We start from the raw sequence: 16,776 nt of genomic DNA, 5'->3' as shown, positions 1-16,776 counted from the left end.
CCGGATCGCGCGGATCGGCTTCACCCGGCAGGACGAGGCCCTTCGGTCGACCGCCCGATGCCGTCGGCCGTCCGGTTGCGCAGGCTGGGAGCATGCAGACCTCGACCAAGCACATGATCGCCACCCTGCTGCTCTGCGCGGCGATCGTGGTCGCCACCGTCATCGCACTCATGGCCATGACGCCGCCCGCGTGACGCCGGTACGGCATGGGAGGATCGCTCTCGTGACCGAACGGGGCAGGTTCCTCCGGCCGCTCGCCACCCGGTCGATCGTCGTCGACGTGGCCTGGGCGGTCCTGGCGGCGTTCGTCTTCCTGCTGCCCATCGACCTCGAGCTCGAGCACGCGAGCCTCGCCGCGGTGCTGTCGGCCTCTGTGGCGATCGCCCTGCGTCGCATCTCCCCGTCCGCCGCGATGGCGATGGTCGTCGTCCTCGGCGTGGTCCAGGTCGGCGGCGGCGAGCGCCCGTCGCTGGTGGACCTCGCGATGTTCGTCGTGATCGGCACCGCCGCCGTCGTGGGCACCCGCACCGAGGTCGTCGTCTCCGGCGTGCTCGCGGTCGTCGCCGGGGCGGGTGCGACGGTCTACCTGGCGTCGACCGGCTTCCGGTTCCTCGTGCTCATCAACGGCCCGCGCGACCAGGCGTTCCTGGCGATGGCCGCCCCGGTGACCGCGCTGCTCGGGGTCTGGGCGGGCGGGGTCGCCGTCCGGGCCTTCCGCTCCCGCGACCGCGAGTCGGAGCGCCGTGCCGACGCCGAGGCCGCAGCATCGCGTGCCGAGGCCGTCGCCACCGAGGCCGAGGCCACCGCCACCCGCGCCATCGACGTCGCCGAGTCCGAACGCATCCGCGCCGACATCGCCCGCGACGTGCACGACGTCGTCGGCCACTCGCTCGCCGTGATCATCGCGCAGGCCGACTCGGTGCCGTTCCTCGACGACGAGGCGCGCATCCGAGCGGTCAGCGCCACCATCGCCAGCACCGCCCGGAGTTCCCTGGTCGAGGTCCGGCAGGTCCTCGGGCACATCGACGGCTCCGCCGAGGCGACCGGGCCGGGCTCGCTCGAGGAGATCGTGCAGGGCATCCGCGACGCCGGGGTCGACGTCGACCGCACGGTGCGCGGCGTTCCGTTGGCCCTGCGCCCGGACACCGGCACGGCAGCCCGTCGTGTGCTGCAGGAGATGCTCACGAACGCCCTGCGCCACGGCGCCCCCGGCAACCCCGTCGTCGTGCGGGAGACCTGGCGGAACGCCGACCTGGTGCTCGAGGTCGAGAACGTCGCCGGCGACGGCACCACCGCCGGCTCGGGCCGCGGGATCGACGGCATGGACTCGCGCCTCGGCGCCCTCGGTGGGTCGTTCGACGCCGCCGTGCTGGACGACGTGTTCACGGCACGCGCCCGCATCCCGTTCGACGTCCAAGGGGGCCCCGTCCGATGACCGAACCGATCAGGATCCTGCTCACCGACGACCAGGCGCTGTTCCGCGCGGGGCTCCGAGTGGTGCTCGACGCCCAGGACGACATGCGCGTGGTCGGTGAGGCCTCCGACGGGGCCGAAGCGCTCGCACGCATCCCCGAGGTGCGCCCCGACGTGGTGCTGCTCGACATGCGGATGGCCGGCATGGACGGCGTGGAGACCGTCCGACAGCTCTACTCCGGCGCCGTGCCGGGTCCGCTGCCGCGCGTCGTCGTGCTCACCACCTTCGGGCTCGACCCGGCGGCGGCGACCGCGATCCGGCTCGGCGCCAGCGGGTTCCTGCTCAAGGACACCACGCCGCCGTTCCTGTTCGCCGCGGTGCGGGCCGTGCACGAGGGCAGCTCGGTCATCGCACCGAACGACCTCGCGCAGCTGTTCGGCACCGACGTGGCGCGGGCCCCGGCACCGCAGCCGCCGGAGTTCGCGACCCTGACCGAGCGGGAGCGCGTCGTGTTCGGGTGGGCGTCCCGTGGCCTGTCGAACGCCGAGATCGCCACCAGGGAGTACGTCACCGAGTCGACGGTGAAGACCCAGATCTCGAGCATCCTCGGCAAGCTGTCGCTGCGCGACCGGGTGCAGCTCGTCGTCTACGCACACGACCACGGGCTGGCGGGCACCCGCGAGGACTAGTCCGCGGCGATCCGGTCGAGCCACTCCGCGAGCATCGTCCGCTCGGCTGTCGACAGTCGATCGAGCCGGGGCGCTGCGGCACGGAGGGTGATCGCGGCGCTCGTCACGGCGTCACGGCCCCGGCCCTGACCGCCCGGGTCCGCGTCGAAGTCGTCCGTCGTCGACCCGCTCGACACGAGGATCCGCCCGAGCACGGCCTCGAGGACGTCATCAGCGAGTGACGGGTCCCGCTCGTCCGCCGGAGCGGCCAGGATCGCGAGCACCGCACCGGTGCCGGCAGCGTGCACGAGCTCGACTGCGCGGCGCTCCGGCACGGCCAGTCGTCCGGCCTCGGCCACCCGCCGGATGCGCTCGGCGAGCAGCGCGGTCCCGGCGCGGGCGGCTGCCGAGCGACGGCCGCGCTCCGGGTCGCTCAACAGCACGAACAGGTCGGGGTTCGCCAGCCCGAAGCCGATCGTCATCGACCACCCGGTGCGCAGGTCCTCGACGGGGTCGGTCGCCTCGTCACGGGCAGCCCGGACGGCGTCGGCCTTCGTCGCCGAGAACCTTGCCATCGCGTGCTCGGCGACCGCTTCGAGCAGACCGTCCTTGTCGCCGAACAGCCGGTAGATGGTGGGTGCCTGGACGCCTGCGCCGTCCGCGACCGCCCGCGTGGTCACCGCCGCGGCACCGCCTTCACGCAGCATGGTGCCGGCGACCTCGACGATGCGCGAACGCGTCTCGTCACGCTGGCTTCCCGGCTCGATCACGGAACAACGATAACGGATCTGTGCTATCACCGTGTTACCAGCGATACCACCTCGCTGTTTCCACCGATACGGAGAAGTCATGATCGTCATCACCGGGGCCACCGGAGCCCTCAACGGCGCCACCGCCGACCACCTGCTCGAGCACCTCGCGCCGTCCGACCTGGCGGTGGTGACCCGTGATCCAGCCCGAGCACGGCGGTTCGCCGACCGCGGCGTCGAGGTCCGCCGAGGCGACTACGCCGAACCGGAGACCCTGCCGGCAGCCTTCGCGAGCGCCGACCAGCTCCTGCTCGTCTCGTCGAGCGACCCGGCCGCCGACGCCGTCGCACTGCACCGTGCTGCGGTCGACGCAGCCGTCGACGCCCGCGTCGGCCGGATCCTGTACACGAGCCACCAGGGTGCCGCACACGGTTCGCCCTTCGTACCGGCAGCGCACCACGCCGCCACCGAGGACCTGCTCCGCGACTCCGGGCTGCCGTGGACCAGCCTGCGGAACGGCTTCTACGCGCACAGCGCCGCCTGGATGACGGGCCCGTGGCAGGAGACCGGCACGGTGTCCGTCCCCGTCAACGGCCCGGTGTCGTGGACCGCCCGGGAGGACGCCGCCGAGGCAGCCGCCGCGATCCTGCTCTCCGATCAGCCGTTCGACGGGCCGGTGACGCTCACCGCTCCGGACGCACCGACCTTCGCCGACCTGGCTCGGCAGGCGTCCGAGGTGTCCGGCCGGACGATCGGGTTCGAGGCCCTGGGCGAGGACGAGTGGCGTGCCCGTGCGCTGGCAGCGGGGCAGGACCCGCACATGGTCGGGTTCCTGCTCGGCATGTACCAGGCCGCCGAGCGGGGCCTGTTCGCCGGCACCGATCCGCTGCTCGGCGAGCTGCTCGGTCGCGCCCCACGGCCGGTTCGCGACCAGCTCAGTTGAGCGCCGCGACCTCGTCGAGGATCGCCTCGACCGCGGCGGGGTCGTGGGCGAACCGTCCGAGGAACAGCCCGCCGATCCGCCCCTGCCCCCGGGTGAGCAGCCCGGGTCCGGCGCTGCCCCCGTAGAGGACGGTGCTGCCGTGCAGCTCGGGCCGGGTGGCGAGGTGCTGCTCGATCCCGGCGAGCACCGCCACGATGTGGTCGTCCGGTGCGGGGGCCGGTGCGCCGATCGCCCACACCGGTTCGTAGGCGACGGTCAGGGGTCCGGCGAGACCGTCCGCGACGGCGGTCGAGACGGCCCGGTCGAGCTGCGCGGTCACCGCCGCCACGGCCTCGGTCGGATCGGGCCCACGCGAGCCGGTTCCGGCGCGCTGCGGAGCTTGCGGAGCAGCGTGACGGCCGAGCTCGTGGGGAGAGGCCCGGTCCGGCTCCCCGACGCAGACGAGCGGACGCAGGTGGTTGCGGAACGCCGCGTGCACCTTCCCCGCGATCGTCGCGTCGTCCTCGTGGAACAGGGAACGCCGTTCGGCGTGCCCGATCTCGACCAGGTCGACGCCGATCTCCCGCAGTTCGGCGCCGGAGACCTCGCCGGTGAACGCGCCCGCGTCGGCCCACGACAGGTCCTGCGCGGCGAGCTGCACACCGGAGCCTTCGAGCAGGTCACGCACCGGGACGAGCGCCGGGAACGTCGGCGCCACGAAGAGCGACGCAGCACCCGAGCGCACCGCGGGGTGTCGCCGAGCGATGTCCGCGACCTCGGCCGCCCACGACAGCGTCCGGGCGTGCGAGAAGTACGTCTTCAGCGACACCCCGACGGTGATCACGGGGCGACCGTCTCCACGACGAGGGCGAAGGACAGTGCACCGGGGTCCGCGGTGCCGACGGCCTGGTCGGCGTGCGTCCGCGCCCGGCCCATCTTCGGCACGAGGGACTCCGTGGCGTCCGCGGCTTCGCGGGCGGCACGGACGGCGTCGCCCCAGGCCTCGGCCAGCGCGGCGCCTGCGTCGAGCCGGGTGCGGAGCATCTCGTCGAACGGCACCAGCGCGTCCACCATCGTCTTGTCACCGACGGTGGCCCCGAACGCGAGCACGGCCTCGGTGGCCGCGCGGACCCCCTGCGCGACGGTGGCACCCGACGGACGCGAGTCGTCCCCGACCACGCGACCCAGTGCCTCCAGGGCGGCACCCCAGATCGCACCGGACGTACCGCCGGCCTTGTCGGACCACGCGTCCGCGGCGACCAGCAGGACGGTGCCGGCACCGGCACCGCGGGTGACCGCGTCGGCGGCTGCGACGTCGGCGGCGTGCGATCCGCGCTGCATCCCGATGCCGTGGTCGCCGTCGCCGGCCACGGCGTCGACGCGGCCGAGCTCGTCGGCGTGCTCGTCGAGGACGGCGCGGACCGCGGCGAACCCGGCGGCGACCCGCTCGGCGACCGCGCGTGACTCGTCGGTCGCCGGGCCGATGCCGACGCCCTCGGCGTCCGCCGCCACGGTGGACGGGTCGACGCGCTGTTCGGCGACCGCACCACCCTTGCGGTAGGCGGGGGTGTCCGCGGGTGCTGCCCAGAGTTCCTCGAGCTCGTCGTCGAGCCAGAACAGCGTCAGGGAGACCCCGGCCATGTCGAAGCTCGTGACGAGTTCGCCGACCTCGGGCTCCACGATGACGACCCCGGCGTCCGCCAGCCGCTGCTGCACCGAGCGGTAGACGACGAAGAGCTCCTCGTACTTGACCGAGCCCAGGCCGTTCAGGATCGGGACCACCCGCTGGCCCTCGAGTGCCACGCCGTCGGGCAGTTCGTCGAGCAGCCGGCACACCAGCAGCTCGGCCAGGCCGTCCGCGGTGGGCACGTCCGTCTCGTCGATGCCACGCTCGCCGTGGATGCCCATGCCGATCGCCATCCGCCCCTCGGGCACCGTGAACAGGGGTTCCTCGGCACCCGGCAGCGAGCACCCGGAGAAGGCGACGCCGAAGCTACGCGTCCGGTCGTTCGCCCGCTCGGCGACGGCGGTGACCGTGTCGAGGTCGTCCCCGCGCTCGGCGGCGGCGCCGGCGACCTTGAAGACGCAGAGGTCGCCCGCGATGCCGCGGCGCTTCGCGCGGTCGTCGGCCGGGGCGCTCGTCACGTCGTCGGTGACGCGGACCGTCCGGACCGGGATGCCGTCGGCCTCGAGCGTGCGCGCCGCGGCGTCGAAGTTCAGGACGTCACCGGCGTAGTTGCCGTAGCTGAGCAGCACACCACCGCCGTGCTCGGCAGCCCGCGCGACACCGGCCACCTGCTGGGCGCTCGGGCTGGCGAACAGGTTGCCCATCGCCGCACCCGCGGCCAGGCCGTGCCCGACCAGTCCGCCGAACGCGGGGTAGTGGCCCGAGCCCCCGCCGATCACGACCGCGACGGTGCCGTCGGGGCTCGTGGTGGAACGGGCGACCCCGCCGTGCACCTTCCGCACCCACCGCTCGTTCGCGGCGACGAAGCCGTCGGTCGCCTCGTCGGCGAAGTCCGCCGGGTCGTTGAACAGTCTGGTCATCGCTTGCTGCCCTTCGGGTCGGTGGTGCGGACGTGCGAGGTGTCGAGCAGTTCGTCGGCCTTGGCCCCGCGGAAGAACCTGGTGCAGAAGATCATCACCGCGGCGACGAACGCCAGGACGCCGAGCGAGACGATGCCGAACGCACCGCTGTCGGTCGGCACCACCTCGTTGATCGCGGTGCGCATGATCGGGGCGACGAACCCGCCGAGGTTGCCGAGCGAGTTGATCAGGCCGATGCCCGCGGCGGCTGCGGCACCGGTCAGGAACGCCGTCGGGTACGCCCAGGTGATCGGGCCGACGGCCAGGAAGCTCGCGACGGCCAGGGTGATGAACAGGATGCCGAGCACCGGCTGCCCGTTCGCACCCGCCCACGCCGAGCCGAGGATCGACAGACCGGTCGTGACGTAGAACAGGGTGCCCCAGCGACGACGGCGTCCGACGGAGTCCGCACGCGACCCGATCAGGTAGCAGGCGACGAGTCCGACGAGCCACGGGATCGCGGAGACCAGACCGACCTGCCAACCGACGTCCTCCCCGAGCAGCGAGGACACCTGCTGCGGCAGGTAGAACGTCGTGCCGTACACGGCGACCTGCAGGCAGAAGTAGATGATCGTGAAGTACCAGACGCGCCCGCTCGCCATCGCGCGCCAGATGCCCTTCGGACCGTCCTCGCTGCGGGCGGTGTCCTCGCGCTCCATGGCCGCGGTGAGCGATGCCTTCTCGCCCGGTTCGAGCCACTTCGCCTGCTGCGGGCTGTTCGTCAGGAACACCAGGGCCGCGATGCCCGCCAGCACCGCGAGGATCCCCTCGCCGGCGAACATGACCTGCCAGCCGTGGAACGGGGTGACCTGGTCACCGATGCTGATCAGCCCACCGGACAGCGGGGCGCCGATCATCTGCGAGAACGGCTGCGCCAGGTAGAAGATCGCGAACATGCGTACGCGCACCTTGTTCGGGAACCACTCGGACAGGTACATGATCACGCCCGGGAACAACCCGGCCTCGGTCACGCCCAGGATGAACCGCAGGATGATGAACATCGTGTCGTTCGTCGTGAAGGCGAACAGTGCGGCGACGATGCCCCACGTGACGGCGATGCGGGCGAGCCAGAAGCGCGCACCGAACCGCTTGAGCAGCAGGTTCGACGGGATCTCGAAGATCGCGTAGCCGATGAAGAAGATGCCGGCGCCCAGGGCGAAGGCTGCGTCGGAGATGCCGCGGTCGACGCGCAGGGCCTCTTCGGCGAAGCCGACGTTCGTGCGGTCGAGGAACGCGACGAAGTACAGGATGACGAGCATCGGCATGAGGTGCTTCGTCGCCTTGCCGATGGCGGACTGCAGGCCGGGGTCGTTCGTCGACCCGAGCGCGGGGGCAGGGGGTAGTGACACGGGTTCGCTCCTTTGCGAGCACGGTGCGGTCGTTCTGGCGTCCGGCGGTCGGTTCGGTCGTCCGGACGGGAGGCACGGATCACGTCGCCTGGTCGGCGCGCGTTCCGCGGGCGGCTGGCCCTAGTGCATGTACAGGCCGCCGTCGACGTTGAGCGTCTGGCCGGTGACGAACCCGGCGTCCTCGCTGATCAGGTAGGCGATCGCGGCGGCGATGTCCCGCGGGGTGCCGATGCGCGGCAGCACGCCGTCGGCGGCCATCTCGGCCTTCCGTTCCTCGGACAGGGTGCCGCCCATGATGTCGGTGTCGATCGGACCGGGGGCGATGGCGTTGACGGTGACGCCGCGCGGGCCGAGCTCACGCGCCAGTCCGCGGGTCAGGCCGATCACGCCGGCCTTCGCCACCGTGTACGGGGTCTTGCTGAAGGTGCCGCCGCCGCGCTGGGCGGAGACCGACGACAGGTTCACGATGCGCCCGTAGCCGGACCGCACCATCGACTCCGCCGCCCGCAGGCTGGCGAAGTGCACACCGTCGAGGTTGATCGACAGCACCCGGTGCCACTCCCCCTCGGGCAGGTCGAGGTAGGCGTGCGCGGACGAGACCCCGGCCAGGTTCACGAGTGCGGTGATCGGCTGGAGTCCGGCCTCGATCGTGTCGAAGGCCGCACGGACGGCGGACTCGTCGGCGACGTTCGCCCCGACGCCGACCGCGCGGACGCCGTGCTGCTCACGGATCTCGGCGGCGACCTGCTCGCTCGCCGTCTGGTCGAGGTCGATGATCCCGACGTCCCACCCGGCCTCGGCCAGGTGGTGGGCGGTGGCGCGGCCGATGCCCCGCGGTGAGGCGGCCCCGGTGAGGACGACGGTGCGGGTCTGGGGGTCCTGGGAGCCCTGGGAGTTCTGCGTGCTCATCGTTCGTGCTCCGGGCTCAGTGGATCGGTGCCGGGCCGAGCTCGTCGAGCAGCTTCTGCATCGCGACGTAGGCCTTGTTCCGGTAGGCGACGAGTTCCGGCGTGCGGTCGGCGGGGACCTCGAGGTACCCGGCGCCGGACTTCGTGCCGAGCTCACCGGCGTCGACGTGCTGCTGCAGCGACGGCGGGGTGGCGAAGCGCTCGGGCCAGCGGGTCTGCAGCGACTCGAAGCAGAACGCGTAGACGTCGAGCCCGGCCATGTCGGCGATCGCGAACGGGCCGAAGAACGGCAGGCGGAACCCGAACGTGGTCCGCACGATGGTGTCGATGTCGTCGGGGCTCGCGATGCCCTCGTCGGCGATCTTCGTGGCCTCCTCGAACAGCGCGTACTGCAGGCGGTTCAGGACGAACCCCGTCGAGTCCTTCACCCGCGCCGACTGCTTGCCGGTCGCGGCGACGACGGTCTCGCCGACCTCGATCGCGTGCTCGTTCGTGGTCGGGTGCGGGATGAGCTCGACGCCGGGGATGAACGGAGCCGGGTTCGAGAAGTGCACGCCGAGGAACCGCTCCGGGCCCACGACCGCCTCGGCCAGCGACTCGATCAGGATCGTCGAGGTGTTCGAGCCGATCACGGCGTCGGCGCGGGCGGCCTCGCTGATGCGGCGCAGCGTCGCGTGCTTGATCTCGAGCTTCTCGGGCACGGCCTCCTCGATGAAGTCCGCGTCGGCGACGGCGGCCTCGATCGACTCGGCGGCGCTCAGGTGCGCGCGGACCCGTTCGACGGCGTCCCCGGGGAACAGCCCGTCGGCGACGAACTGTGCGGTCTCTCCGAGCAGTCGCTCCAGGTTCTGCTGGGCGATCTCGGCCGAGACGTCGGCGATCCGGACGGTGTGGCCGGCGAGGGCGAGGACCTGGGCGATCCCGCCGCCCATGTAGCCGGACCCGACGACGGCGATGTCGAGGGTGCTCATCGGATTGCTCCTTCGGTGCTGGTGGATGCAGTCGGGGTCGCCGTCGCGTCGAGCGTCGTCGTCGCGAGGACGGACCGGATGTACTGCTGGTTGGTGGCGCAGACGCCGAGGCTGTCCCCGCCGTACTGCTCGGTCATGACGATCCCGCGGAACCCGTCGGCGACGGCGTCGCGCAGGACCTGGCGGTAGTTGATGAGGCCCGTCTCCATGGTGCTCGGAGCGCTCGTCGCCCAGCTGCCGTCGCCGGCCTCGTCACGCGTGTAGTTCTTCACGTGCAGGTAGTTCGTGTGCGGCATGGTCTTCGCGAACAGTTCCCGCCAGTCCTCGATCGGCCGGTGCAGACGGATGAGGTTCGCGACGTCCGCGTTCAGCCCGACGTTGTCGAGCCCGATCTCCTCGACCAGGCGGACCGCACTGTCGGCGGTGCCGAGGTACGTGTCCTCGTACAGCTCGAGCGCCATCGGCAGCCCGACGCTCGCAGCGTGCTCCCCGAGCTCCCGCAGGCGCTTGACCGCGGCGGCCCAGACCTCGGGGTCGTCCGGGTCCTTCGGGCCCGGCGCCGTCCAGAACCACAGCGCGCGCTTCTGGGCGTCCGTGAACGGCTGGTGCAGGCCCGTCGAGAAGACCTGCATGCCCCACTCGGCCGCAGCGTCGATGGTGCGGTGGGCGTAGGCGAGGTTCTCGTCCTCGTGCCCGGGCTGGATGACGCTCTTGCGCTGCAGGTGCACCGACGGGATGCCGATGCCGTGCGACTTCGCGACGGCGAACAGCTCGTCACGGCGCGAGGCTTCGAGATCTGCGGGCCGGATGTGGCTGTCGGCGAGTTCGGCGAGCGAGAAGCCGACGGCCTCGATCTGCGCGAACACCTCGTCCCACACCTCGGCGGGGGCGTCGTGGAAGGCCGTCCCGTCGCGGGTGACCTGCGCGAACCCGTGCAGGCACGCGGCGATCGGCCAGGTCTCCGACGTCCAGGTGGTGGGGTCCCAATCCTGGTCGACCCAGTCCTGTGGAGTGGTCACGGAATGCTCCCTTGCATGTCGTGGTGGTTCAGCGATGAACCTCTTTCCTATAGGAAAGATACTCGCACGACGCCGGAACGCAACCCCACTGCCTCAGCTCGTGTGGGACGCGTCCGCCCGCGAACGCAACCGGACGGCGTCGATGTGGAGCCGCATCGCGGCGACGGCCGACGTCGGGTCCGCAGCCAGCGCCTCCAGGATGGCCCGGTGTTCCTGGACCGCACGATCCGTGTCGTCCCCGCCACCCTCGACGATCTGCCGCATGCGGTGCACGCGCGTCGTGATGATCTCGGACATCTCCTCGAGGAACGGGTTCCGTGTCGCGTCGAAGATCAGCTGGTGGAACTGCCAGTCGCTGCGGAAGAAGCGGGCCATCAGCTCTTCCGGAGCGTGCGCAGCACCGACGGACGCGACCTCGGCGGCCACCGCAGCCTGCTCGTCGAGCGCTGCCACCAGTCGCTCGCGCAGACCGTCCACGTCGCCGCGGGCCGCGAGTTCGACCGCGCCGCTCTCCACGATGAGCCGGGCGTCGAACAGGGCCTCGAGCTGGTCGCCGGCCAGGGGCGGGGAGACCCGGTACCCCTTGTTCGCTTCGCGGGTGACCAGGCCCGTACGTTCGAGTTGCACCAGGGCTTCGCGCACCGGGGTCGGCGAGACCCCGAGGGAGCGCGCCAGTCCGTCGATCGACAGTCGCATGCCCGGTTCGACGTCGTGGCCCATCAGGACCTCGAGCACCCGGTCGTAGACGCGATCGCGCAGGCCGAGCTGCGTGATGCGCTCCGTCCCGAAGCCGGGCATGGTCGTGGACATGGGTCGATCCTAGAGAATCCACGAAACGAGGATCCTGTGCGACCGGCTCATACAGGCTGTCGGAAGTGAGCGAATTTCTCCTATTCTCGTGCGGGCACCCGCTGCGTCATCGACGACACCCGAAGAACGGAATCACCATGGCCCGACCCGAACGGACCGTGCGCAGAGCCTCGCGGCTCCTCCTCGCACTCACCGCGACCGCATTGGCGGCGGGGACGGTCCTCGCTGCCACCGCGCCAGCGGACGCCGCCTCCGCGCCCGCGGAGACCACCACGGCGCCGACGGCACCACCAGTGACGTCCGCTCCGAACACCGCTGCGCCGACCGTCCAGGCAGAGCCGACCACGCCGCTGGACGAGGTGACGCCGGAAGCGACCCTCACTCCGAGCCCCACCCCGACGACGGTCCCGACACCGACACCGGTTCCCCAGCCGAGGAAGTTCACGACGAAGCCCGCAACGGTCTCTGGAACGGCTAAGGTCGGCAAGACCCTCACCGCGACCTTCCCGAGCTGGTCGCCGGCCCCGACGACCAAGAAGTACCGCTGGCTGCGGGACGGCGACTCGATCCGCAACGCCACCGGTTCGCGGTACACGGCGACGGCCTCGGACCACGGCCACAAGCTCTCGGTCTCCATCACCGGTTCCCGCACCGGGTACACGACCGCGACGCGGACGCAGTTGATCGGTGTCGTCGTCCGCGGCGACGCTCCGAAGTTCACAGCTCGCCCGTCGGTCAGCGGAACGACGAGGAACGGTGGCGTACTGACGACGACGAAGGGCTCCTGGAACACTTCCGGCCTGACAGCACGGTACGAGTGGCTCCGCAACGGCAAGGTCGTCGCAGGCATGACGTCGCGGACCTACCGTCTCGGGTACTACGACGTGGGGGCTACCATCGCGTCCCGGGTCACCGTGTCGAAGGCCGGCTACGCCAATGGTTCAGTCCGAAGCGTCGCCACCGCGAAGATCGCGAGAGCCACGGCATCGTTCTCGGGCAACGGCACCTTCAAGGTCGGCTCGACGATCAAGCCGGGCACGTACTACTCGACGACGCGACAGGACCAGTTCTGCTACTGGGCACGACTCAGCAGCGCACGGGGCACGCTGGACGACATCCGCGCGAACGACATCGGTTCGGGTCAGCGCATGATCCGGGTCTCGAGCACGGACAAGTACGTCGAGCTGGACGATTGCGGCACCTGGTACGCCGCGACCACCGCCGGCCCGAAGCTCTCGAAGATCGCCGGAGACGGCGTCTACAAGGTGGGCCAGCAGGTGTCGAAGGGCACCTGGAAGACGACTGCTCCGAGCGGGTGCTACTGGGCGACCCTGTCCTCCGCATCAGGCAGTCTGGACGCGATCATCGCGAACGACTACCTCGACCGCCGAGGCAGCGCCGTCGTGACGATCACCAACGACGTGGTCGCCTTCTCGTCGAGTGGTTGTGGGACCTGGACCCGAGTCGGCTGACGCGGTCGGTCGGGGCACGGAGCTTCCGTCCGTGCCCCGACGCGGATCGGGTAGTTCCGCGCGGCTCCACGACGACCTCGAGAACTTGCTCGCCGTCAGCGGAGCGAACGGGGTCCGGTAGCCGATCCGTTACCGCGCGTTGAGTTCGAGGTAGTCAAGGGCCTGGCGCACCGTGTCTTCTAGCGGGCGGGTGCTGTCGATGACGAGTCGATCGTCCGTGCGGGGCTCGTACTCGTCGGCGACGCGCTGCACCTCGTCCCACGTCGGCAAGGTGAACCCAGGCAGGTCATTCGCACGCTGCTCCACCCGGCGACGGTGCTCGTTGACGTCCGCACACACGACCTCGATCACGCGCAGCGGAACCCCAGCGGCTTCCGCTGTCGACGCCCATCCAGCGCGAGCGGGTTCCACACCACTCACCGCGTCGGCGATGACCACCTGTCCTCGCCGCAGATTCGGCACCGCGATGGCATGCATGACCGAGTAGGCGGCGATCCCGGACTGCTCGGGCGGAATCTGGTACTTCCACATCGCGCCCTCGATCGCATCAACGCGAAGGGTCAGCGAAGGTGTCAGCTCCGCGATCGCAGCAGACAGCGTCGACTTCCCTGCACCGGGAAGACCACAGACCTGAACCAGCATCGACAACTCCTTCGTTGGACGTAGCTCACTGTCTATCGGTCGTGGATGCGCAGCACCAGCAAGGTGGATACCTTCGTCGGCTTCCGATGACGTGTCCGAATGCGGATCTCGGCTACCGGACGCTCGGCTGTGTGGAGCAGGGGCGCGAGGTGCCCTGTCCGCGAGGGACGACCGTTCCGGACGAGGACGTGCCAGCGTCGAACTGTGGCAAAAGGTCCGGCGGCGCCGACTCGGCCCCGCGCTCAACTCGATGCCGAACCGCCCGGTTGAACGTCGAAGCAGCGCGCACAATTGCAGGTCGAGCAGCGCGGCGGAAAGCTGGCGGTAGGGGGAGGCGGTATGCCGTCGCCTCACGGCGCGTACCTGCCTGAGTGCGGAGTAATGTTCATCTGCCGCTCTACCCGGGAGCGTGCTCCGCGACAGAACGGACTACGCAATGCGGCGCATCGCCCGCTCAGCAGCCATCGGTGCTGTTGCACTTCTCACCGCAGGACTCTTCACCACCGTCGGCACGTCGGAGGCGAACGCTGCCACGGCGAGCGGGGGCGTCTTGCAGATCTTGTCCCCGTGGTACCAGACGAAGGGCGAACCCGAGTTCGCTGACGGGGACAGCGTCGTCCTGACCGACGCCGACACCACTCGAGGTATCAACGCTCGCACGACCGGCACGGGTCGCGGTTCGTTCACGCTGAGCCCTCCAGAAGGGAAGCCACTGACGACGGGGGTCTACTGGCTCGACGGCAACCACCCGCACAGCGAGAAGCAGCCGACGCTCGAGATCGACGGAACGTACATCTACGGCGAGTTCTCGATCCTCGACCTCGCGTCCGACCCGACGAACGGCCAGATCACCAGGTTCGACGCGGTCGTCCCGGGCGTCGGCGAATTTCGGTTCGGCGAGGACGCTGCCGGCTCTGTGATCCTGGGCGCACGGAACGTCGTGTTCACGAAGACGTTCATCGGGTTGCCGAAGACAACCCAGGTCGAGACTGTGCACAACACCGGTGCAGCACCGGTCACGATGGGGAAGCCGGCTGTCACGGGGGTGAACGCGAGGTCGTTCTCGGTCAGCAACAGCACCTGCGGAGCCACCCTCGCAGCCGACGCGACCTGCACGTTCAACATCAACTTCCGACCGAGGACCGCTGGTCCCGCCACCGCTGTGGTGAACGTGCCGGTCGGCGGAGCAACGCAGACGGTGGCGTTGACCGGTTCTGCGTTCCTCGGGAAGACGATGATCACCTCCTCCGGCAAGGACATGGTCAACAAGGGCAAGACGACGAAGGCGACCTCCGGCTCGACCGCGATGTCGATCTCGTACGCCGCACTGGACTGGTGGTTCAAGGCCGACGACCTCGACGGGAGCGGCGGCATCGTCAGCGTCCGCCTCGGCGGCCCGTACGGCAAGGCCTTCCCCCTCGGCACGACGAAGACGACCGTCAGTGGGAAGTACTCGATCGTCACAACCGTCGATGGGTACGGATGCGACACCAAGGGCACGATGACGGTGAAGCAGTTCAAGCTCGACCCGGTCTCCGGATTGCCGGACACGGTCGACATGTCGTTCACGCAGTACTGCGTCGACAAGATCGCACAGCACGGCACGCTGCAGTGGCAAGCACGGTCCGACGTCACGGCACCGGCATCCCCGACCGGGATCCGGGTCGGTTCAGCAACACCGACGAAGGTGAAGTGGACGTCGTCCACATCGAAGGACGCAACGTCGGTCGTCGCGCGTCTCGTGCAGGGCGACGGTGCTGGCTCGACCGTCCAGAGCGGTGTGCCGCTGGTGGTCACCGGCGCTTCCGCGGCGGTGCCGCGGCTCCCGACCGGCCAGCGGTACACCATCGCGGTGTTCGCCGTAGACGCGACGGGAAACGTCAGCAAGGCGGGAACGACGTCCTTCGGGACCGCGCCGATGACCGTGATGGCTCCAGGGCGCCCCACCATCACCGGGACGACGACCGGGCCGGGTTCCGTCACCGTGTCGTTCGACGCGCCAGCAGATGATGGGGGCCTGCCCATCACGAGCTACATCCTCTCCGATTACCGAGACAGTGTGACTGGAACGTCGAGCCCTCTGACGCTCACAGGGTTGTCCGCCGGGAGCAACATGGTCTCAGTCACCCCGGTGAACGCAGCAGGGAAGGGAATGCCGTCGTACAGCAGGCAGGTCACCATCGGATAGCAGTGCCGATGGCTCACTGAAACGGGGAGACTGCGGCCGTCCTATCCTGACTGCCGCGACGGCAAGGTGCGGCGATCTACGTGTTCGTCGCCGCCTTGAGGATGACGACGGCGACCATGGTCAGCAGGAGCGCGCCGCCGATGCCGGCGAGCGGGTACCAGACGCCGCTGGCGCGATGGTGGCGTCGGATGCCGAACGCACCGCCGGTGATGACTGCCGCGAAGCCGCCGAAGAAGGTAAGCCCCATGCTGCTGTACCAGCCAGCATCACCGCAGGAAACGGTGCGGGCGCCGCAAGTGCTGTACGAGATGAGGCTCTCGTTCAGGATGTAGCCGACGCAGCCGATCGTGGTGAGCAGCCCGACGACGATGACGACCCAGACGAGGACGAGGTTCCACAGCGCGCCGCGGTCGCCGAGCGGTGCGCGTTGGATGCGGGACGCCATCGGGCTCCTGTTCTGGTCCGTCTCTCGGATGTCATCAGAGTGCCATGCGGGCAGCGAGGATCGATGCCGTCGCCGCTGGCCACAGCGCATCCAGCCGCGGTCCCCATGGTTCTGCCATCACCCCACTCTGGCGAAGCGCTATCACCTCCGACAGGGAGACCCAGCGCCAATCCATCACCTCGGTCGGATCCGCTCGCACCGCGGAACCACTCGGCTCCTGCACGACGAAGAGGTCCACGAGCGCCGTCTCCTCGGTGAAGCGGCCGACGCGGCGCAGCGCCTCGGGCTCGACGGTGACGTTGGTCTCCTCGAGCAGCTCTCGGCACGCAGCTGCAGGACCAGTTTCGCCTGCGAACGCGCTCCCACCGGGGAACTCCCACCCGAAGGCGAACTCCTTCGTCGGAGCCCGCTGCGTGAGCAGGACGGTTCCGTCGGCCCGGTAGACGCACACCGTGATCACCAGATGGAACGCCCCGCCAGGCCAACCCGCTTCATCGCGCCGGAACGTCCCACCCATCGGCACCCCGGCCGCGTCAACAAGATCCCACCACTCGTCCACACCGCCAGCGTAGGACGAACCGGCACGCGGAACGTCGACATGCGGCGTCCGGCAGCGGATCGGCTACCGAGACG

General features: G+C 70.2%; 17 protein-coding genes. 5 read left to right on the top strand and 12 right to left on the bottom strand.

Going from position 1 to position 16,776, the window contains the following annotated elements:
* Positions 1-223: 223 nt before the first annotated feature.
* A complete protein-coding gene (locus tag H7A73_RS00400) occupies positions 224-1,435 on the top strand; it encodes a sensor histidine kinase (protein WP_259362632.1) in 1,212 nt (403 codons plus the stop codon).
* On the top strand, positions 1,432-2,103 hold the full coding sequence (locus H7A73_RS00395) for a response regulator (RefSeq protein ID WP_182064186.1): 672 nt from the start codon (positions 1,432-1,434) through the stop codon (positions 2,101-2,103). The genes H7A73_RS00400 and H7A73_RS00395 overlap by 4 nt, the downstream gene beginning before the upstream one ends.
* On the opposite strand, the gene H7A73_RS00390 is transcribed toward H7A73_RS00395, so the two are convergent.
* Positions 2,100-2,852 carry a TetR/AcrR family transcriptional regulator gene (locus tag H7A73_RS00390; RefSeq protein ID WP_259362631.1) on the bottom strand — a complete coding sequence of 251 codons (753 nt, stop codon included), beginning with the start codon at positions 2,850-2,852 and terminating at the stop codon, positions 2,100-2,102. The two genes, H7A73_RS00395 and H7A73_RS00390, sit on opposite strands and share 4 nt — an antisense overlap.
* Positions 2,853-2,931: 79 nt before the next feature.
* On the opposite strand from H7A73_RS00390, the gene H7A73_RS00385 reads away from it, so the two are divergent.
* Positions 2,932-3,774 (top strand): NAD(P)H-binding protein, encoded by an 843-nt coding sequence (locus tag H7A73_RS00385; protein ID WP_182064184.1) that lies wholly within the window; start codon positions 2,932-2,934, stop codon positions 3,772-3,774.
* Here H7A73_RS00385 and H7A73_RS00380 read toward each other — a convergent pair.
* The 8 genes from H7A73_RS00380 to H7A73_RS00345 form a co-directional block, all read right to left on the bottom strand.
* On the bottom strand, positions 3,767-4,597 hold the full coding sequence (locus tag H7A73_RS00380) for a triose-phosphate isomerase family protein (RefSeq protein WP_182064183.1): 831 nt from the start codon (positions 4,595-4,597) through the stop codon (positions 3,767-3,769). The two genes, H7A73_RS00385 and H7A73_RS00380, sit on opposite strands and share 8 nt — an antisense overlap.
* Positions 4,594-6,300, bottom strand: a complete 1,707-nt coding sequence (locus tag H7A73_RS00375; protein WP_182064182.1) for a dihydroxyacetone kinase family protein — start codon at positions 6,298-6,300, stop codon at positions 4,594-4,596. Before H7A73_RS00375 ends, H7A73_RS00380 begins: the two co-directional genes overlap by 4 nt.
* Complete coding sequence (locus H7A73_RS00370; RefSeq protein WP_182064181.1) at positions 6,297-7,688, bottom strand: MFS transporter; 1,392 nt, start codon at positions 7,686-7,688, stop codon at positions 6,297-6,299. The genes H7A73_RS00375 and H7A73_RS00370 overlap by 4 nt, the downstream gene beginning before the upstream one ends.
* 120 nt (positions 7,689-7,808) lie before the next feature.
* Positions 7,809-8,597: an SDR family NAD(P)-dependent oxidoreductase gene (locus tag H7A73_RS00365; RefSeq protein WP_182064180.1), complete on the bottom strand. Its 789-nt coding sequence runs from the start codon at positions 8,595-8,597 to the stop codon at positions 7,809-7,811.
* 16 nt (positions 8,598-8,613) lie between these two features.
* Positions 8,614-9,567, bottom strand: coding sequence for a 3-hydroxyacyl-CoA dehydrogenase family protein (locus H7A73_RS00360; RefSeq protein WP_182064179.1), 954 nt, complete (start codon positions 9,565-9,567; stop codon positions 8,614-8,616).
* Entirely contained in the window at positions 9,564-10,586 is a 1,023-nt protein-coding gene (locus H7A73_RS00355) for a sugar phosphate isomerase/epimerase family protein (protein ID WP_182064178.1), read from the bottom strand. The genes H7A73_RS00360 and H7A73_RS00355 overlap by 4 nt, the downstream gene beginning before the upstream one ends.
* 93 nt (positions 10,587-10,679) lie before the next feature.
* Complete coding sequence (locus H7A73_RS00350) at positions 10,680-11,396, bottom strand: GntR family transcriptional regulator (protein ID WP_182064177.1); 717 nt, start codon at positions 11,394-11,396, stop codon at positions 10,680-10,682.
* A 106-nt stretch (positions 11,397-11,502) separates the two neighbouring features.
* Positions 11,503-12,246 (bottom strand): hypothetical protein, encoded by a 744-nt coding sequence (locus tag H7A73_RS00345; protein ID WP_182064176.1) that lies wholly within the window; start codon positions 12,244-12,246, stop codon positions 11,503-11,505.
* Between H7A73_RS00345 and H7A73_RS00340 the strand changes: the two genes are divergently transcribed.
* Positions 12,245-12,868, top strand: a complete 624-nt coding sequence (locus H7A73_RS00340; RefSeq protein ID WP_182064175.1) for a hypothetical protein — start codon at positions 12,245-12,247, stop codon at positions 12,866-12,868. The genes H7A73_RS00345 and H7A73_RS00340 overlap by 2 nt on opposite strands.
* A 129-nt stretch (positions 12,869-12,997) precedes the next feature.
* On the opposite strand, the gene H7A73_RS00335 is transcribed toward H7A73_RS00340, so the two are convergent.
* Positions 12,998-13,510, bottom strand: a complete 513-nt coding sequence (locus tag H7A73_RS00335; protein ID WP_182064174.1) for an AAA family ATPase — start codon at positions 13,508-13,510, stop codon at positions 12,998-13,000.
* Positions 13,511-14,060: 550 nt separating this feature from the next.
* Here H7A73_RS00335 and H7A73_RS00330 point away from each other — a divergent pair.
* On the top strand, positions 14,061-15,698 hold the full coding sequence (locus tag H7A73_RS00330) for a choice-of-anchor D domain-containing protein (RefSeq protein ID WP_182064173.1): 1,638 nt from the start codon (positions 14,061-14,063) through the stop codon (positions 15,696-15,698).
* Between the two features lie 76 nt (positions 15,699-15,774).
* On the opposite strand, the gene H7A73_RS00325 is transcribed toward H7A73_RS00330, so the two are convergent.
* Together H7A73_RS00325 and H7A73_RS00320 are read right to left on the bottom strand one after the other, a co-directional pair.
* Positions 15,775-16,143 carry a hypothetical protein gene (locus tag H7A73_RS00325; RefSeq protein WP_182064172.1) on the bottom strand — a complete coding sequence of 123 codons (369 nt, stop codon included), beginning with the start codon at positions 16,141-16,143 and terminating at the stop codon, positions 15,775-15,777.
* Positions 16,144-16,177: 34 nt separating this feature from the next.
* Positions 16,178-16,702, bottom strand: a complete 525-nt coding sequence (locus H7A73_RS00320) for an NUDIX domain-containing protein (RefSeq protein WP_182064171.1) — start codon at positions 16,700-16,702, stop codon at positions 16,178-16,180.
* Positions 16,703-16,776 lie beyond the last annotated feature (74 nt).

It is taken from the genome of Curtobacterium sp. ME12 (assembly GCF_903970855.1).
Taxonomy (GTDB): domain Bacteria; phylum Actinomycetota; class Actinomycetes; order Actinomycetales; family Microbacteriaceae; genus Curtobacterium; species Curtobacterium poinsettiae_A.
The sequence above is the reverse complement of the archived record's forward strand: the minus strand, read 5'-3'. Positions and strand labels throughout refer to the sequence as shown.

Bases quoted from the DNA above. Each gene is read 5' to 3' on its own strand.
- H7A73_RS00340 (WP_182064175.1), top strand. From the start codon at position 12,245: ATGACGTCGCGGACCTACCGTCTCGGGTACTACGACGTGGGGGCTACC.
- H7A73_RS00325 (WP_182064172.1), bottom strand. From the start codon at position 16,143: ATGGCGTCCCGCATCCAACGCGCACCGCTCGGCGACCGCGGCGCGCTG.
- H7A73_RS00360 (WP_182064179.1), bottom strand. From the start codon at position 9,567: ATGAGCACCCTCGACATCGCCGTCGTCGGGTCCGGCTACATGGGCGGC.
- H7A73_RS00375 (WP_182064182.1), bottom strand. From the start codon at position 6,300: ATGACCAGACTGTTCAACGACCCGGCGGACTTCGCCGACGAGGCGACC.
- H7A73_RS00365 (WP_182064180.1), bottom strand. From the start codon at position 8,597: ATGAGCACGCAGAACTCCCAGGGCTCCCAGGACCCCCAGACCCGCACC.
- H7A73_RS00395 (WP_182064186.1), top strand. From the start codon at position 1,432: ATGACCGAACCGATCAGGATCCTGCTCACCGACGACCAGGCGCTGTTC.
- H7A73_RS00350 (WP_182064177.1), bottom strand. From the start codon at position 11,396: ATGTCCACGACCATGCCCGGCTTCGGGACGGAGCGCATCACGCAGCTC.
- H7A73_RS00345 (WP_182064176.1), bottom strand. From the start codon at position 12,246: ATGCCTGCGACGACCTTGCCGTTGCGGAGCCACTCGTACCGTGCTGTC.
- H7A73_RS00385 (WP_182064184.1), top strand. From the start codon at position 2,932: ATGATCGTCATCACCGGGGCCACCGGAGCCCTCAACGGCGCCACCGCC.
- H7A73_RS00335 (WP_182064174.1), bottom strand. From the start codon at position 13,510: ATGCTGGTTCAGGTCTGTGGTCTTCCCGGTGCAGGGAAGTCGACGCTG.